This is a genomic window from Pontibacter russatus, assembly GCF_009931655.1.
GTDB classification, from domain to species: domain Bacteria; phylum Bacteroidota; class Bacteroidia; order Cytophagales; family Hymenobacteraceae; genus Pontibacter; species Pontibacter russatus.
The window spans coordinates 3,167,596-3,184,033 of record NZ_CP047984.1 but is presented as its reverse complement, the minus strand read 5'-3'; the positions used below and the strand labels follow the sequence as shown (position 1 = coordinate 3,184,033).

At 56.3% G+C, this 16,438-nt stretch carries 16 protein-coding genes; 7 read left to right on the top strand and 9 right to left on the bottom strand.

The features are described from left to right. Window positions 1-13: 13 nt before the first annotated feature. Genes GSQ62_RS13050 through GSQ62_RS13035 form a run of 4 tightly spaced genes read left to right on the top strand, consistent with a single transcriptional unit; the run spans window position 14 to window position 6,354 of the window. Window positions 14-1,483: a TolC family protein gene (locus GSQ62_RS13050; protein WP_161889909.1), complete on the top strand. Its 1,470-nt coding sequence runs from the start codon at window positions 14-16 to the stop codon at window positions 1,481-1,483. Window positions 1,484-1,495: 12 nt separating this feature from the next. Further along, window positions 1,496-2,659 (top strand): efflux RND transporter periplasmic adaptor subunit, encoded by a 1,164-nt coding sequence (locus GSQ62_RS13045; RefSeq protein WP_237586621.1) that lies wholly within the window; start codon window positions 1,496-1,498, stop codon window positions 2,657-2,659. A 20-nt stretch (window positions 2,660-2,679) separates the two neighbouring features. After that, on the top strand, window positions 2,680-6,087 hold the full coding sequence (locus GSQ62_RS13040; protein ID WP_161889908.1) for an efflux RND transporter permease subunit: 3,408 nt from the start codon (window positions 2,680-2,682) through the stop codon (window positions 6,085-6,087). A 6-nt stretch (window positions 6,088-6,093) separates the two neighbouring features. Next, window positions 6,094-6,354, top strand: a complete 261-nt coding sequence (locus tag GSQ62_RS13035) for an acyl carrier protein (RefSeq protein WP_237586620.1) — start codon at window positions 6,094-6,096, stop codon at window positions 6,352-6,354. A gap of 143 nt (window positions 6,355-6,497) precedes the next feature. On the opposite strand, the gene GSQ62_RS13030 is transcribed toward GSQ62_RS13035, so the two are convergent. The 4 genes from GSQ62_RS13030 to GSQ62_RS13015 form a co-directional block, all read right to left on the bottom strand. Further along, window positions 6,498-7,238 (bottom strand): M48 family metallopeptidase, encoded by a 741-nt coding sequence (locus GSQ62_RS13030; RefSeq protein ID WP_161889907.1) that lies wholly within the window; start codon window positions 7,236-7,238, stop codon window positions 6,498-6,500. Between the two features lie 262 nt (window positions 7,239-7,500). Then, window positions 7,501-7,752: a hypothetical protein gene (locus GSQ62_RS13025; protein WP_161889906.1), complete on the bottom strand. Its 252-nt coding sequence runs from the start codon at window positions 7,750-7,752 to the stop codon at window positions 7,501-7,503. A gap of 9 nt (window positions 7,753-7,761) precedes the next feature. Beyond that, window positions 7,762-8,307, bottom strand: a complete 546-nt coding sequence (locus GSQ62_RS13020) for a YkvA family protein (RefSeq protein WP_161889905.1) — start codon at window positions 8,305-8,307, stop codon at window positions 7,762-7,764. A 342-nt stretch (window positions 8,308-8,649) separates the two neighbouring features. Continuing rightward, on the bottom strand, window positions 8,650-9,273 hold the full coding sequence (locus tag GSQ62_RS13015) for a C40 family peptidase (protein WP_161889904.1): 624 nt from the start codon (window positions 9,271-9,273) through the stop codon (window positions 8,650-8,652). A 281-nt stretch (window positions 9,274-9,554) separates the two neighbouring features. On the opposite strand from GSQ62_RS13015, the gene GSQ62_RS13010 reads away from it, so the two are divergent. Beyond that, on the top strand, window positions 9,555-9,932 hold the full coding sequence (locus GSQ62_RS13010; RefSeq protein WP_161889903.1) for a hypothetical protein: 378 nt from the start codon (window positions 9,555-9,557) through the stop codon (window positions 9,930-9,932). A 173-nt stretch (window positions 9,933-10,105) separates the two neighbouring features. Then, window positions 10,106-10,663, top strand: coding sequence for a type 1 glutamine amidotransferase domain-containing protein (locus GSQ62_RS13005; RefSeq protein WP_161889902.1), 558 nt, complete (start codon window positions 10,106-10,108; stop codon window positions 10,661-10,663). Between the two features lie 246 nt (window positions 10,664-10,909). Here GSQ62_RS13005 and GSQ62_RS13000 read toward each other — a convergent pair whose 3' ends face one another. After that, window positions 10,910-11,647 carry a YceI family protein gene (locus GSQ62_RS13000; protein ID WP_161889901.1) on the bottom strand — a complete coding sequence of 246 codons (738 nt, stop codon included), beginning with the start codon at window positions 11,645-11,647 and terminating at the stop codon, window positions 10,910-10,912. Between the two features lie 163 nt (window positions 11,648-11,810). After that, on the bottom strand, window positions 11,811-12,440 hold the full coding sequence (locus tag GSQ62_RS12995; protein WP_161889900.1) for a porin family protein: 630 nt from the start codon (window positions 12,438-12,440) through the stop codon (window positions 11,811-11,813). A gap of 804 nt (window positions 12,441-13,244) precedes the next feature. Between GSQ62_RS12995 and GSQ62_RS12990 the strand changes: the two genes are divergently transcribed. After that, window positions 13,245-14,147, top strand: coding sequence for a histone deacetylase family protein (locus GSQ62_RS12990; RefSeq protein WP_161889899.1), 903 nt, complete (start codon window positions 13,245-13,247; stop codon window positions 14,145-14,147). A gap of 186 nt (window positions 14,148-14,333) precedes the next feature. Here GSQ62_RS12990 and GSQ62_RS12985 read toward each other — a convergent pair whose 3' ends face one another. Genes GSQ62_RS12985 through GSQ62_RS12975 form a run of 3 tightly spaced genes read right to left on the bottom strand, consistent with a single transcriptional unit; the run spans window position 14,334 to window position 16,405 of the window. Then, entirely contained in the window at window positions 14,334-14,543 is a 210-nt protein-coding gene (locus tag GSQ62_RS12985; RefSeq protein ID WP_161889898.1) for a hypothetical protein, read from the bottom strand. Window positions 14,544-14,595: 52 nt separating this feature from the next. Then, window positions 14,596-15,303, bottom strand: coding sequence for a methyltransferase domain-containing protein (locus tag GSQ62_RS12980; protein WP_237586619.1), 708 nt, complete (start codon window positions 15,301-15,303; stop codon window positions 14,596-14,598). Then, window positions 15,278-16,405: a type III polyketide synthase gene (locus GSQ62_RS12975; protein ID WP_161889897.1), complete on the bottom strand. Its 1,128-nt coding sequence runs from the start codon at window positions 16,403-16,405 to the stop codon at window positions 15,278-15,280. Before GSQ62_RS12975 ends, GSQ62_RS12980 begins: the two co-directional genes overlap by 26 nt. Window positions 16,406-16,438 lie beyond the last annotated feature (33 nt).

The window sequence follows — 16,438 nt, the reverse complement described above, 5'->3', positions numbered from 1 at the left end:
ACCTATATAAATTATGAAAAAGATTTTAAACCTGTTTATTGCCCTGCTTACGCTGCTGGGTACAGCCCGCGCACAGGAGCCGCTGCGGCTCAGCCTGCAGGAAAGCGTGACTTATGCCCTGCAGCACCGCCCCAGCCTGCAGGCCACCCGCAACCAACAGCGGATAGCCGAGGCGCAGGTGGGCGAGATCCGGGCGATGGGCCTGCCCCAGATAAACGCCGCCGTGGAAGTCGGCAACAACTTCATCCTCCAGAAAACACTGATAGACCCCGGTTCTTTCGGCGGGCCACCCTCCGAGCTGGACCCCTTTGTGATAACACCGGAACAGCTGGCATCGGGGCAGCCCATTACGCTGGCGCCCACCTACTCCACACCCGAGCCGCAGCCGGGCGAGGGCGGGCTGCAGGCCATCACCTTCGTGCAGCCCTACACGGGCAACGCCGCCATCACCGGCAGCCAGCTGCTTTTCGACGGCTCGTACCTGATTGGCCTGAAAGCGGCAAAGACCTATACAGAACTGTCGCGCAAAACCACTGGGCAGAGCGAGATTGAGGTGGCCGAGCAGGTGAGCAAGGCCTACTACAGCGTATTGGTGAACAGCGAGCGCATGGAACTGCTCAACCAGAACCTGGTGCGCCTCGACACCCTGCTGTACCAGACGGGCGTGATGTTCGAAAACGGCGTGGCCGAGAAGCTGGACGTGGACCGCCTGCGGGTGCAGCTGAACAACCTGCAGGTAGAGCGCCAGAAAGCCCAGCGCCTGATGCAGCTGAGCGAGAGCCTGCTCAAGTTCCAGATGGGACTGGACCAGAACCAGCCCCTCCTGCTGACAGACGAGCTGGCGGAGATAGAGGTGGATATGAACAAGGTAAACCCGCAGGGCTTCAGCTACAGCAACCGCATCGAGTTTTCGCTGCTGGAGACGCAGCGCGACCTGGCGGAGTTGGACCTGCGCAACAAAAAATCCGGTTACCTGCCCAAACTGTACCTCAACGCCCGCTACGGCTACAGTGGCGTCGGCTCTTCGCTGTCGGATGTGCTGGAGGTGCATGCGGGCAGCAGCAACACCACCAACCGCAACTGGTTCGACTTCGGCTATGTGGGGGCGCAGCTGCAGGTGCCCATTTTTGACGGGCTGCGCAAGCACTACCAGGTGCAGCAGGCGAAAATCGCCCTGGAGAACACAAAACTCGGCTTCGAGACACTGCGCCAGCGCATAGACCTGGAACTGGCGCAGGCCTCCACAGAGCTCACGAACGCCCTGGATGTGCTGGCATCGCAGAAAGACAACCTGGCGCTGGCCGGGGAGATTGCCCGCGTAGCCAAGATAAAGTTTCAGGAGGGCGTGGGCACCAACCTGGAGGTGGTGTCGGCGGAAACTGACCTGCGCGAGGCCCAGACCAATTACTACGCCGCCATGTACGACGCCCTGATCGCCAAAGTGAACCTCGACAAAGCCACCGGCACCTTACTCACGAAATAAAAACTAAAAACTGTGAAAAAGAAAATGAAACGAAACATCGGGATATATGCTGTTGCCCTGCTGCTCGGCCTAGCGGCCTGCGGGGAAAGCGGAGACAAAGAGGCGCAACTGGCCGAGCTGAAAAAACAGCGGGAGAGCCTGGAGCAACAGATTGCCGCGCTGGAGGAAGAGTTGAAAGCCGATGGCAAAACCGTGGCGACCGAAAAGAAAACGGTGCCGGTGAGCGTGGCCACGGCGGCGCAGGACACCTTCCGCCATTACCTGGAGGTGCAGGGCCGCGTTGATTTCAATCAGAACGTGTTGGTGAGCCCCAAAGTAGGCGGCGTGCTGACCAGCATGCGCGTAAACCGCGGCGACCGCGTCTCCAAGGGCCAGACCATGGCCACCATCGATGCGCAGGTGCTGGAGCAGAACATGGCCGAACTGCAGACGCGCCTCGACCTGGCCGAGATAGCCTACGAGAAGCAAAAAAACCTGTGGGACCAGAAAATCGGCACGGAGATGCAGTACCTCACGGCCAAAAACAACAAAGAGGCGCTGGAGCGCAGCCTCGCCACACTGCAGCAGCAGCGCGAGCAGTTCAACGTGAAAGCGCCCATCAGCGGCGTGGTAGACGATGTGGTGCCCAACGCGGGCGAGGCCGTGATGCCGGGCATGGGCATCATCCGGGTGGTGAACACGCAGGGCGGAAAGATCGTGGCCGAGGTGTCGGAGGCGTATCAGTCCAAAATAAATAAAGGCGACGAGGCCATGGTCTACTTCCCCGACCTGGACAAAGAGGTGGAGATGGAGGTGGATGTGGTTGGCCGCTATATAGACCCCACCAGCCGCGCCTTCACCGTGGAGCTTCGCTTTAAAGATGAAAATGATATTGCGTTGCGCCCGAACATGGTGGCCGTGGTGCGCATACAGGACTACAGCAACGATAGCGTGGTGGTAGTGCCGGTGAACCTTGTGCAGCGGGACGAAAACAAAGCTTATGTATATATAGCCCAAAAAGAGGGCGACCGCTATGTGGCCGCGCGCAAAGAGGTTGAGACGGGCATGAGCTACAACGGCAAGGTAGAGGTGCTGCGCGGGCTCACAGGCAACGAACAGGTGATTACGGCGGGTTTCCGGGACCTGAACGAAGGGCAGCCCGTGGTATTTGAGCAGGAAAGCCTCAGCCAGATATAAGGACTTACAAGCATAGAACTATGAAGCAGTTTAAGCCAACCAGTTGGTCTATCGATAATAGAACGAGCATCTATATCATGACCATTATTATTACCGTGGCGGGGATCTTCTCCTATATAAATCTGCAGAAGGAAAACTTCCCGGACATTGTGATTCCGACTGTTTTCGTGGGCACCATATACCCCGGCACCTCCCCCTCCGATGTGGAGAACCTGGTGACTCGGCCCATCGAGAAGCAGCTGAAGGCTGTCTCCGGCGTGAAGGAAATCACGTCCAACTCCATCCAGGACTTCTCGATGATTACGGTGGAATTTAACACCGATGTGGATGTGACGGCCGCCAAGCAGCTGGTGAAAGACGCCGTGGACAAGGCCCGCACCGACCTTCCCACCGACCTCGACCAGGACCCGGACGTACAGGAGATCAACTTCTCTGAGTTTCCGATCATGTACGTGAACGTGTCGGGTAACTACAGCCTCGACCGGCTGAAGAACTACGCCGAAGACCTGCAGGACCGCATTGAGTCGATGCCCGAGATTACGCGCGTGGATATGGTGGGCGCCCTGGACAAGGAGGTGCAGGTGAACGTGGACATGTACAAGATGCAGGCAGCCAAAGTTACCTTCAACGATATCGTGAACGCCATTGCCCGCGAGAACATGACCATTTCCGGCGGCAACGTGACCGTCGGGGAGATGAAGCGCTCGGTGCGGGTGGTGGGGCAGTACGAAGATCCGGCCAGGATCGCCGATATCGTCGTGCAGTCGGTGGCGGGCGGCGACATACGCCTGGGCGACATCGCAGAAGTGAAAGAGGGCTTTGAGGAGCAGGAGAGCTACGCCCGCCTCGACAACGCCCCCGTCATTACCCTGAACGTGATCAAGCGCAGCGGCGAGAACCTGATTGAGGCCTCAGACAATATCCATGCTATAATTGAGGAGATGCAGGGCACCGTGCTGCCTGACGACCTAAAGATTACCGTTACCGGCGAGCAGTCTACCATGACGCGGCACACCCTCAACGACCTGATCAACACCATCATCATCGGCTTTGTGCTGGTCACGCTCATCCTGATGTTTTTCATGGGCACCACCAACGCCATCTTTGTAGGGCTGTCGGTGCCTATATCCATGTGCATTGCTTTCATCGTCCTGTACTTCTTCGGCGTTTCGCTCAACATGATTGTGCTGTTCGCCTTTCTGCTGGCGCTCGGCATCGTGGTGGACGACGCCATCGTGGTGATAGAAAATACGCACCGCATTTACCACCAGTCCAGCCTGAGCATTGATAAGGCGGCAAAAGAAGCGGCCGGGGAGGTGTTTGTGCCGGTGCTGGCGGGCACGCTCACTACCATCGCCCCGTTTTTCCCGCTGCTCTTCTGGCCGGGCATCGTGGGCAATTTCATGCAGTACCTGCCCATCACGCTCATCATCACGCTGGCGGCGTCGCTGCTGGTGGCTTTTATCATGAACCCGGTATTTGCAGTGTCCTTCATGCGGAAGGAGCACGAGCAGCAGGTGTCACCAAACTCCCGCCGCAGGTTTGCCATCCTCAACGGGGTCGCGCTGGCCGTGGCCGTGGTGTGCTATAGCATCGGGTGGTATGGCACTGCTAACCTCATTGTGCTGGCGGTGCTGCTGGTGGCGCTCAACAAATTTGTATTCACGCGCCTAATCAACGGGTTTCAGAGCAACACGCTGCCCCGCTTCATGCGTGGCTACGAGCGCCTGCTGCGCTGGATGCTGGTTTCCTGGCGGCCCGTGTGGGTGTTTGCCAGCATATGGGTGCTGCTGCTCCTGTCTTTCGTGCTCATCGGCATCCGCTCACCGAAGGTCGTGTTCTTCCCAGATTCTGACCCCAACTTCGTGTATACCTATATCAACATGCCCGTCGGCACAGACCAAGCCGTGACGGACTCCGTGACGAAGCTGGTGGAGAAGCGCATTTATGGCGTCATCGGGGAGGACAACCCGGATGTGGAGTCGGTGATATCCAACGTGGCCATCGGGGCCGGAGACCAGAATGAGCGCAGCGTTACGCCCCAGTCGCACAAAGGCAAGGTAACGGTGGCTTTCATAGAGTTCATGGACCGTACCGGCGAGCAGACTTCCGCCGAGTACCTGACGGAGATACGCAAGGCGGTGCAGGGCATTCCGGGTGCCGACATCACCGTGGACAAAGAGCAGAGCGGGCCGCCCGTGGGCAAACCCATCAGCATCGAGATTGCCGGGGAGGATTTCCCGGAGCTGATCAGGCTCTCGAAGCAGGTGGAGGCCTATATCGGGCAGCAGGGTATTGGGGGCATCGAGGAGCTCCGGTCCGACCTGGAAGACAGCAAACCCGAAATCGTCATCAACATTGACCGCTCCCGCGCCAACCGCGAGGGCATCAGCACCGGTCAAATCGGATCGGAGATACGGACGGCCATTTTCGGCACAGAGGCCTCCAAGTTCAAGCGCGACGAAGACGAGTACCCCATCCAGGTGCGCTACGCCGAGCCTTACCGCGAAAACATCGATGCGCTGATGGGCATGCGCATCACCTACCGGGATATGAACACGGGGAGGGTGCGCCAGATACCGCTTTCCTCTGTGGCCACCATCGAGTACTCCACTTCGTACGGAGGCATCAAGCGAAAGGACCTGAAGCGCATGGTGACGCTGGAGTCTAACGTGCTGGCGGGCTACAACCCCAACGAGGTGGTGCAGCAGATAGAAGAGTCGCTGGGAAGCTTCCAGGCGCCGGAGGGTTTCACGGTGAGCATGGGCGGGCAGCAGGAGGAGCAGCAGGAGACCATGGGCTTCTTGCTGGTGGCGCTGGTGGCAGCCTTCGGTATTATCTTCATGATTCTGGTGACGCAGTTCAACTCGGTGTCCAAGCCGTTCATCATTCTCTCGGAGGTGCTCTTCAGCATCATCGGGGTACTGCTGGGCTTCTCTATTTTCGGGATGGATGCCTCCATTGTGATGACGGGGGTGGGAATTGTGGCGCTGGCCGGCATTGTGGTGAAAAACGGTATATTAATTGTAGAGTTCACGGATGTGCTCCTTGGCGAGGGCATGCAACTGAAGGATGCCATCGTAGAGGCGGGCAAAACCCGTCTGAACCCCGTGCTGCTGACGGCCACGGCCACCATTCTGGGACTTATTCCGCTGGCGCTGGGTATCAACCTCAACTTCTATACCCTGTTCACTGCGTTTGAGCCGAACTTCTTCATGGGAGGCAACAGTGCCGCTTTCTGGGGGCCGCTGGCCTGGACGATTATCTTCGGGCTTGGGTTCGCGACAATCATCACCCTGCTGATTGTGCCGGTGATGTACCTGCTCAACGAGAAGCTGAAAACCCGGCTACGCGGAAAAAGGAAGGCAGGAGCGCAACGGGAGCAGGAGCCTTTGCGAAACAAGAAAGTGAGAGAATACACCGTTTAACAACTTATGCCAATGTTAACTAAAAACAGAGCTATTGAGAAGGAGGTTATCCGCATCATTAGCAAAACCAAGGAGATACGGCCCGGCCGCCTGCAGGCTAACAAGCGCCTGTCCCAGGATTTTGGCTTCGACACCGTGGACTTGGTGGACATCATTCTGGAGCTGGAGAAGAACTTCAGCATCACCATTCCGGACGAGGTGCCCATCGACACCGTCGGCGACTTTATCAATTATGTGGCCATGCACACCGTCCCGAAGGCTGAGTAATTTTTAGAACCTATATAAAACAGGCGGCGGGGAGCATGTATGCTCCCCGCCGCCTGTTTTATATAGACCCCTTTGCTGCCACAGCTGCAAGGTGATGCCAGTAGCGGGTGGTGGTTTTGTAAAGTCTGGTCGATAGCGTGGCGTTAAAAAATGGAGATGCGGAAGTTCTTCAGCTTTTTGTCCAGTTTCTGCGAGTCGGCACAGATGCTGTCCAGCAGGTCCCAGAAGTGCGGCCCGTGGTTTTTCTCCACGGTGTGCGCCAGCTCGTGCAGAATCACATAGTCGCAGAGGTCGTCGGGCAGGCGCATCAGGTGCAGGTTCAGGTTGATGTTGTTGGTGTACGAGCAGCTGCCCCACCGCGACTTGGCATTCTTGATGAACACGCTCTGGTACTGAAACCCGAATTTTTCGGCAAAGTGCGCCACCCGCTGCGGCAGGTGCTGCTTCGCCTCTTTGCGGTACGCCTCCTCAATCGACTTCCGGATAAACTTCTGCACGTCGTTGTCGCGCACATCCTTGAACGCCGGGAAAAACACGTTGATATAGCCATCCTCCAGCAGGCAGCGCATGTCGTAGCGGGCGTGCGTGAGCAGGCGCAGGGTATGGTGCTTGGTCCTGAACTCTGAGTCTTGGGTATACACCGTCACTTTGTCCTCCTGTTGCTCCATGCGGGTCTGGTGCTCCCGTATCCAATCGGCTTTGGTGTAGATAAGCTGCTCTGCCTTCTCAAAGCTGATGTGCGGCGGCACGGCCACCCGCACGCCCTTCAGGGGGCGCACGCTGATGCTCAGGCGCTTTGCTTTGTCGCTGCGCTCAAACAAAACTTTCCCTATTCCATCAATGTGCAGATTGACGGAGGTAAGACGAAGAAATGATGAATTCACTGTGGCTAAGAGTTAAAGTACAAATTCAATGGTCAAATATATAGATTTATTTTCTTAAAAAAAGTCTAATGGCAAATGATTTAAAAGATTTATTTTAAATTAAGGTATCATTATTATGCTATATTTAAGCTATTCGGGCCCTCTCCAAACACGTTATAATCTGATTTGAGGAGAGTGTGAAATTTATGCTATAAGTACAAAAAAAGCGGCGGCTGGCCTAATGTAAGCCTGCCGCCGCCGAAATGTTATACTTTCTATCGATTTAGCGTACATTTCCGCCTGTGGGGCGCTCATCGTTCTCGTTTTTGGGCACGCGGCTGCTGTCGGTGGTGGCGCCGCGCAGGGTGGGCTCGTGGGTGCTGGTGGCGCTGCCCTCTGCACCGGCGGTGTGGTCATGCAGGGAGTGGTTCGCCCCTGGCTTGTCCTGATTCTCCTCTTCCCCGGAGCTGGCTTGCCCGCCCGGCTTGTATGTAGTCTTTAGCTTTTTCCAGCCTTGCTTATCATTCGTTTCCATAGCGGTGTTTTATATATCGTTTCGCGTCTGGGTCTCTACGTCGCTTCCTGTTCTGTCGCTGTACTTGGGGGTTCCCCACGAGGTGTCGGCATTGTGCGGTGCGGCGGGCTCTGTTTCCGCGGGGCTCACCTTTATAGGCTGTGTCATCTCCCACTCCTTGTACTTGTCGAGCTCCGATTTAATGCTCGTCATAAACCATGCCAGCAGTGTGGCGTCGTCCAGCAGGCCGATAACGGGTATCATATCCGGGATAAGGTCAATCGGGGTGATGAAGTAGATGAGCACGGCCACGCCGCCCACCAGCGTGGAAGACGGGATGCCTTTGTAGTCTCCGGCCATCACGGCCTTCAGCATGCGTGTCAGCAGTTGCAGGTTTTCCCACACCTCGCCCGCCAGCGCGCCCACGCCTTTTTTAGAGGAGGCCTTTTTCAGGCTGTCGGATATGAGCTGCGCCACCTGCGAGGGGTGCTTGAGGTAAGTCTCCGCCTTTTTCAGGATATTCTGAAAGAAAGGGCTTTGCGCTATGTTCTTGCCTTCTGGTCTCTGGTTCTCCATTTTATATATGATTTATAGGTGCGCTTACGCTTAGGTTATATATGAAAAATACCCGGACAAAATTAACTTGCTCCATCCATAAAAGAAATACATCCATTTGCCTGCTGTATACCAATCGGATATCGCATCAAAAGCCCAGTGTCCCCGATGCCCGGGGCGGTCCGCTTACGTCCTGATACCTGTGTCTTTTTACTTAACTGATTTATCCCCGCATTATTTTGATGCAACCTGCTTCATGCGCGGTAAGCTTTCTATACTTGCCGCCACCGATTTTGTTATACCGCAGGCAAACAAAAAGGCCCCGCAACGCAGCTGCAGGGCCTTCAGGCGATATAGGCAGGTTTAGTTCACGCGGCCGGCGGCGTAGAAATTCCTGCTGTAGTAAGGTTCTTTCAGCGAGCTCACCATCACGCCGCCGCTGGTGGCGGAGTGGATGAACTTGTTGTTCTTGAGGTAGATGCCCACGTGGTAGATGGGGCTTTTGGGGCCGCGCCGGAAGAAAACGAGGTCGCCGGTGCGCATCATGTCTTTCTTCACCCGCTTCACATCCCCGAACATGGAATGCGAGCTGCGGCTGAGGGAGATGCCGTACACCTCGCGGTAAACGCGGGTAACGAAGCCGGAGCAGTCGGTGCCTCTTTTAGAGCTGCTGCCGTAGCGGTAAGGGGTGCCAATCCAGCCGGAGGCGGTCTCCACCAGTTTCCTGTAATCCGGGTTGCGGAAGCGCAGGCCCAGCTTCTTTATATAATACTCCTCCGGCACAGGGGCCGCCGCCGTGTCGGCCGGGGCGGTAAACTTCAGCACCCGCACCACGTCCTCAGGCGAGTTTATTGCGTAGGGAGTAACAGGGGAAAGTGCGACGGCACTTGCTTCCGGCGCGGGCGGCCGGGCCGGGGCGGCCTCGAAGAGGTAAGACAGCGCCAGCGAAAGCACCGCCAGCACGCTCAGGATAATTGCTTTTGTCATAGGGTTTGGCTTGTCTACGGCTGCCGGGGCAGCTTCACAGTTTCACCTTTTGGCGAACAAACGGGCTCTCAAACAGAGGCCTGCCTGTGCCCCCCGGCTCGCAACTGCACCCCAGGGGACCTGCAAAAATACACAAACTATCCTAAGCGCCAAAACAAACCGCCTTGTATGGGGCTGTAAATGTGGCGCTTCTGCCAATAGCCGCAGCGTATTTACCGCTAATGTATAATTTATTGCCTGAGCTATATTTAGACGGGCCTGTAATTTTATGTGATTGAAAAATGGATTACAAAGTTGTAGAACGCTCCCCTTTCGCCCGGATTGCCCGCACGGTGCTTAAAAGCAGCAATGTGGCCATGGTGCTGGGCAGGAGCATACACCTGAGCGGTGTGAACCGCGACACCTTCCTGAAAGACGAGGGCTGGGTGGCGCACGAGCTGTGCCATATCCGCCAGTTTCAGGAGCATGGCTTCTTCCGGTTTCTGTGGCTCTACCTGCGCGAGTCGATGCGGGTAGGGTACTATAACAACAAATATGAGGTGGAGGCCCGGGTGGAGGGCATGAAGCACCAGCGGCATATGAGCCCCGCCAGGCGCGCCGGCCACACCATCAGTCCCACAGACATGCCACTCCCCGCCGACAGCAGGCAAAAGGAGTGAGGTTTGGACAAAGTATAAAGGACGAAGGAAGCATATAGCGGAAGAATTCCTGAAGACCTTCGTTTTGCGATTTGTCAAAATATCCTTTGCCGGAGATGCCCGTTTAACAATCCGCCCCCTTCACCCGTTATATATAAAGCGACAAATTGTAACACACGAAAACAAACTTAATAATGGGTAACAAATTAGAAGGAAAGAAGATAGCGATACTGGTAGAAGAAGGGTTTGAGCAGGTCGAACTGACCAAGCCGCTGCAGGCCCTGAAAGACGAGGGGGCAGAGGCGCACATCGTTTCGCCGAACCAAAACAGCCAGATAAAAGCCTGGAACCACACCGATTGGGGCGATAAGTTTACAGTAGACAAAAAGCTGAGCGACGTGAAGGCCGAAGACTACAACGGCCTGCTGCTGCCCGGTGGCGTGATGAACCCCGACAACCTGCGCACCAACAAGGAGGCTGTGCGCTTCGTCAATCACTTTATGGAGTCGGGCAAGCCAGTGGCGGCCATCTGCCATGCCCCCTGGACACTGATAGAGACAGGAAAAGTGAAGGGCAAGAAGATGACCAGCTACCATACCCTGAAAACGGATTTGGAGAATGCCGGGGCCGAGTGGCTAGACCAGGAGGTGGTAGTGGACAAAGGCCTGGTGACGAGCCGCAAGCCGGACGATATCCCGGCCTTCAACAAAAAAATGATTGAAGAGTTTGCCGAAGGGAAACACGACCGCTAAGCGGTATATCCTATACCTTGCAGTAGAGGCCGCGCCGGAAATCCGGCGCGGCTTTTTTTATGCCCCAGCCTATATATAAAGAAGCGAGATAATCCATCCATATATGGTCAATACCAGTTGGTTGGTGCGCTTATCGTTTTACACACTTCCTGGAGATTCCCCTCCTCGGAGGAGTTAGGGGTGTGATGGGGCTGCGCGCAAAACACGGAACGGTTTCATGGCGCCATTTTCAATCGACATGGGGGATTACTTCTCCTCCGGCCTTGCCACCAGGTCTATCCCGATGTTGACTGCAGGGTAAATCGTCTTATCGCCCAAAGAGCGGTCCGACCTGTACACCAGGCCCCAATGGGTGCGGTCGATGTTGAAGTTGGCCTTGGCCCGGAGCAGCGAGTCAATGGTGACGCGGGCCGGGAAGGAAACGCTCTTTGTTTTGCCCTTGATGGTGAGGTTGCCCGTGATGCGGTGGGTCGGGTCTTTTATCCGGAGTTCATCGCCCAGCGCAGGCTCTTCCCTGGCCTCGGCGGTCCGTTCCTTGTCTCCGGTGCTGTCGAGGCGGGCGATGCCCACAAGCTCGAACTGGGCGGTGGGGTATTTCTCCACGTCAAAAAAATCGGCGGAGCGCAGGTGGGTCGTCAGTTTCTGGTTGCTTTCCCTGTCTATGGTTTTGTCGGCAGAAGCCGTGCGGGCGACATCCAGCACAAAATTGCCGCCCGTCAGCAGCTCGCCGCTCATATATAGCTCCCCGTTCCTGATGGGGAACACGCCGTTGTGCCGCCCCGTCATCCTGGCCCCTATCCAGGTTACCTCGCTTTGGGCTGTATCAACCATAAGGATGTGCGTGGGTTCCGGCTCTTCCTTCTTTTGCACAGCCTCAGCAATCACCGCCTCGTCAGTCTTAACGGTGGTGTCGCAGGCTGTGGCCATGAGCAGCAGCAGCCCCGGCAGTAGCCGGAACAATGGATATCGGCGTGTTCTGTACATCGTGTTTTTTGAAAGTGGAACAATAGCCATTATCGCCCCTATTTCGGGAGTACGCGGCAAAAGGCCAAAATGATATGCAACGCGGCGGCGCAGCCCCGGAAGCAGCAGTAAAGCTCTCTTCAGACTGACTTCAGGAAAAGCCGTTGCCCATATACCGGGGGACTCAGATAGCAATACCGATGTACACCTGCACCACGCTGTTGCCGATGTCCTGGGCTATGGGCTCGCCTTCCTGGTTTGCGTTGCGCAGCTGCTCGAAGCTGTGTACATAGCGGGCGCCTACCCTGAAGTGGCTAACGCGGCCCTCCAATCCGGCGGCGGCTCCGTACCCGAAGATGTTATATGGCTGAAGGTCAACCTCGGCGCCTCCCTCGTTGGCTGCTATCATAAAGCCCACCTGCGGCCCGAGATGCACGCTGAAATTGTCTGAGATGCGGCATACCGCCAGCACCGGCACGTCGAAATAGTGCAGGCGGAAAGTCGAGTCGTTGCGCGCATAGCCTTTGCGCGAGTAGAGCAGCTCTGGCTGCACCGAAAACACCTCCCCGACGGCTATCTGGGCAAATATCCCCGCATGGAAGTCCGTGTGGCCGCTCACGGCACCGAGCAGGTCCTTGTCGCTGCCGTGCAGGTTCGCGAAGTTCACGCCCGCCTTAAACCCTATTCCGGCGTTCGGGGCGTCAAGGCCGCTGTACGCGTTGTGGTCCTGCCGGATGGTGGAGGGACCCTCTGTCTGGGCAGAAGCAGCCAGGCTGCAGAGCAGCAACAGGGGAAGCAGGTATAGTTTTCTCATAGTTCCGGGTTTATAGGGGGCAACCCACAGGCAAGTCCTCACCTGTGGGTTACCCCTTGTTAAACAAGATGCTTATATATAGTTATACTGTTTTTCGGAAAGATTGTGTCGCACGCGCGCCCTAACTCGTTACTGCTGCTGCTCATATATTACAGGGTATATACTCAAGTTGCGATATATAAACTCGACCGAATTCTGATAACCGGAAACTCAGCCTTGCCCCTCCGTCGACAAGGGGCCCCAACCCCTGCAGAGAAATTCATTTGAAACGGGGTGTTTCCCCCTTCTTGGGAGAGGCAGGTTAAATACCAACAGCAATAATGAATTGCAACCGGTTTATATATAACTCGTGGAACAACTATCGTAGGTTCTAAACTATATACAGATATTTTGCATGGATATCCGTGTCTGGCCGCTGTGCAACCGCCTCTGCGGGTATTGGATTATTTCGGCAAATAAGGCTATATATAACATGCCGCCTATAAAGTTAAAAAACTTAGCCAATTGCCGACTTCCGCTGACAACAATATGAAATTGTTAAGGGGCAGGCCCATTCCTAACCTGTAGTTAACATGGAATCGTGGACAAGTAGGGGGTACCAACAAAGTTATCCACAAAACCACACAGCAAAAGTGGGGAAAGGCAGCCTCTCTATGAAAGCTATCCACATTCACCCACCGCTCTGTTTCTACTGCTAAGGCTCTTAGTTTTTGCACTGTCCGGGCATTACCTTCTTTAGCAAGGCACCGCGGCATAGGATATTTTACAAGAACATCCAGCCACTTTTCCTGTTAGCTTTGTGCGATGCTCAAAATTGCCTGGACCGAGATCTTTTCCCACAGCCTCCCCGAAGGCCACCGCTTCCCGATGGCGAAGTACGACCTGCTGCCCGAGCAACTGCTGTATGAGGGCACCATCACCGGTGAGAACCTTTTTGCGCCAGCGACATTGCCGGAACAGTACGTGCTCAATACGCACGACGCCGCTTACTGGCGGCGCCTCAGCCAGCTGCAACTCACGCCCGCAGAGATCAGGAAGACAGGCTTTCCGCTGTCGGAGGCGTTGGTGCAGCGCGAGCTGGTGATCATGAACGGCACCCTGCAGGCCACCCTGTTTGCACTGGAGTTCGGCATCGGGATGAACATTGCCGGTGGCACCCACCACGCTTTTACCGACCGCGGCGAGGGTTTCTGCCTGCTCAACGACATCGCCATCGCTGCCAATTACCTGCTCAGGCACAAGGGCCTCCGGAAGATACTGGTGGTGGACCTGGATGTACACCAGGGGAACGGCACCGCGCAGATTTTCGCGCACGAGCCGCGCGTGTTCACCTTCAGCATGCACTGCGGGCACAATTACCCTTTCCACAAAGAGCAATCGGACCTGGACGTGCCGCTCGCCGAGGGCACCGATGACAAAACTTACCTGCGGCAACTGCGCCACCACCTGCCGCGCCTCCTCGACGAGGTGCAGCCGGAGTTTGTTTTCTTCCAGTCGGGGGTGGATGTGCTGGCAACGGACAAACTCGGAAAACTGGGAATGACCATCGCGGGCTGCAAAGAACGCGACCGCACCGTGTTGGAACTGTGCCACCGGCACCGCCTGCCGGTAACGGTGAGCATGGGCGGCGGCTACTCCAAACAGATCGCGCACATCGTAGAGGCGCACGCCAACACCTTCCGGCTGGCGCAGCATATATACTTTTAGGCCAGCAGAGTTATATAGAGACAAGCACTTAGGAACAACTTCAGGGAACGGGTATTACTTCCGGGCTTCAACTATGGCATATCCAAAAAAGAAACGGCTATATATAAAACATTATGGGCTGTAATATTAAAGTCTGACCCATATATAGCCAAACCACGGCGGGCATAGCTCTGGTAGCAGCTAAAACTAACGTCGGGTTTTGAGTTTCTCGGATTCGTCTTTTTTGTCGGGCAGCAGGAGTTTCTTCAGGATGAAGAAAATGACAGGAGCCAGCGCCAGCACCAGTATCACCGCCAATATCAGCTTCAGCGCCTTGACCAGAACGGAAATGATGGCCGCCGAAATGATAATAGAAGCGACAAAAATGAACCAGAAGTAAAGCGTTCTTTTGCTCATAGAGTTGTGATGGTTACAGATATAGGTGGCTTTCAGCTGAATATACGGATAATTAACGCTTATGCAAAAGCAACTGCCACCGGAAAGCCCACATCCAGCGCAGCTCAAATTTCTGCACGCCCGCCTGCCGCACCAACTCCTGTAACTCTCCGCGCTTAAATGCCCGCCACACCGACAGTGGCGCATCGTTCCGCACAAGGGGAGAGCTCGGGAAAATTCTGGTGATGTACTTGATGGAGTAGTAGGCCAGCCAGTGCCGGTGCAGGTCGTTGATGATGACGCCCAGCCGCGCCTGCCGGTGCAGCTGCCCGAATAGCCGCACCAGTTGCGCATCCGTGAAGTGGTGGCAGAACAGGCTGCAGACGGCGATGTCGCAGGGCTGCCGGGCAAAGGCCTCCGAGAAAACATCGTGCTGCTCAATGCGGATCTCCGGGTAGGCCTGGCAGCGCTGGCGGGCGTATTGCACCGTGAAATCGTTGGCATCCACCCCTGTCAACGCCACGGCTATTTTTTTACGGCGCGACCAGCGGGCAATGCGCCGCAGCGTGTCGCCGCCGCCGCAGCCAATGTCGGCAATGTGCAATGGCTGCTCCGGGTGCTTCGCAACCAGCTTGTCCAGCGCGTCCAGCACCACCATATAGCCGCCAAGCCAGCTGTTGATCACCTCCAGCTCGCGCAGGTTCCAGCGCAGCTCCTCCCCTGTCAGCGACAGGTCATCCATCAACTCCTGCTCGTCAGACCGCCGCCTTAGCTTCCGCATAGTGTACCTTCAGTAACATGGATTCGAGGGTAAGGCCGGGGCCGAAGGCAAAGCTCAGCACCGGCTCATTTTGCTCTTCCGTCGTCAGGCTTTCCATCAGCGCCTTCAGCACAAACAGCACCGTGGCCGACGACATGTTCCCGAATTCGCGCAGCACCTGGTAGGCAAAGCGGTTGTCGTTGCGCGTCATGCCCAGCTCCTGCTCAATCACCTCCAGGATGCGCCGCCCGCCGGGGTGTATGGCGAATAGCCTGATTTCCGACACCGTTGTCATCAGCCCCTGCAACAACCGCTCCGTCAGCTCCTTGATGCCTTTCTTGATGAGGTCGGGCACGTAGGAAGAGAGCGTCATCTCAAAGCCGGTGTCGCCGATGTGCCAGGCCATGTCGCGCTTGCCCGCCGGGGCTAGGTCGCAGTGAAACGACTGCAGTTCCAGGCTCACCTCCCCGTTCGGCTGCCCCTGCATCAGCACGGCGGCGGCGCCATCCCCGAACAAGGCATTCGACACGAGGTGGTCCTGGGCAGTGTATTTCTGAAAGTGGATGGTGCAGATCTCCGTGCATACCAGCATCACCTTTGCCTCGGGGCTGGCCTTGCAGATGGCGTCTGCGAGCTTGATAGCGTTGAAGGCGGCATAGCAGCCCATAAAGTTAACGGCGGTGCGCTGCACGCACGGCGACAGCCCCAGTTTCTCCACCAGCTCAATATCCAGGCCGGGGGCATACATGCCGGTGCAGCTCACCGTGATGAGGTGCGTGATCTCCGCCAGCGAAACCGAGGAGGTCTGCGCCAGGCAGTTGCGAATGGCCTCTCCCGACAGCTCCACAGCGTATTTCCGGTACTCATCCATGCGCTGCTGCACCGTCGGGAAGGGTTCCAGCGTGGGCGTGTTGGGGTAAAAGGTAAAATCCCCGTTTTGGCGGGTATAATCCTGGAGCACGCTGTAGCGCTGCCCGATGCCCGACACGCGGTACAGGGCCTTCAGTTTCCGGGTGGCCTGCTCGTCAAACTGCAGCGCCGCCGCCATAAAGTCCGCGATCTGCATCTGTGGTATTTTATGAGACGGGTTGGCCGTGCCGATGGCGCATATATAGCTCTTCATGTGGTTTCGCTGTACGTGATTTGTTAACCGTTG

Excerpts from the sequence above, each read along its gene's own strand:
- GSQ62_RS12980 (WP_237586619.1), bottom strand. The coding sequence starts at position 15,303 with ATGCGGAAGCTAAGGCGGCGGTCTGACGAGCAGGAGTTGATGGATGAC.
- GSQ62_RS13015 (WP_161889904.1), bottom strand. The coding sequence starts at position 9,273 with ATGACAAAAGCAATTATCCTGAGCGTGCTGGCGGTGCTTTCGCTGGCG.
- GSQ62_RS13050 (WP_161889909.1), top strand. The coding sequence starts at position 14 with ATGAAAAAGATTTTAAACCTGTTTATTGCCCTGCTTACGCTGCTGGGT.
- GSQ62_RS13035 (WP_237586620.1), top strand. The coding sequence starts at position 6,094 with ATGCCAATGTTAACTAAAAACAGAGCTATTGAGAAGGAGGTTATCCGC.
- GSQ62_RS13020 (WP_161889905.1), bottom strand. The coding sequence starts at position 8,307 with ATGGAGAACCAGAGACCAGAAGGCAAGAACATAGCGCAAAGCCCTTTC.
- GSQ62_RS13010 (WP_161889903.1), top strand. The coding sequence starts at position 9,555 with ATGGATTACAAAGTTGTAGAACGCTCCCCTTTCGCCCGGATTGCCCGC.
- GSQ62_RS12975 (WP_161889897.1), bottom strand. The coding sequence starts at position 16,405 with ATGAAGAGCTATATATGCGCCATCGGCACGGCCAACCCGTCTCATAAA.
- GSQ62_RS12985 (WP_161889898.1), bottom strand. The coding sequence starts at position 14,543 with ATGAGCAAAAGAACGCTTTACTTCTGGTTCATTTTTGTCGCTTCTATT.
- GSQ62_RS13000 (WP_161889901.1), bottom strand. The coding sequence starts at position 11,647 with ATGTACAGAACACGCCGATATCCATTGTTCCGGCTACTGCCGGGGCTG.
- GSQ62_RS13025 (WP_161889906.1), bottom strand. The coding sequence starts at position 7,752 with ATGGAAACGAATGATAAGCAAGGCTGGAAAAAGCTAAAGACTACATAC.
- GSQ62_RS13040 (WP_161889908.1), top strand. The coding sequence starts at position 2,680 with ATGAAGCAGTTTAAGCCAACCAGTTGGTCTATCGATAATAGAACGAGC.
- GSQ62_RS12995 (WP_161889900.1), bottom strand. The coding sequence starts at position 12,440 with ATGAGAAAACTATACCTGCTTCCCCTGTTGCTGCTCTGCAGCCTGGCT.
- GSQ62_RS13005 (WP_161889902.1), top strand. The coding sequence starts at position 10,106 with ATGGGTAACAAATTAGAAGGAAAGAAGATAGCGATACTGGTAGAAGAA.
- GSQ62_RS12990 (WP_161889899.1), top strand. The coding sequence starts at position 13,245 with ATGCTCAAAATTGCCTGGACCGAGATCTTTTCCCACAGCCTCCCCGAA.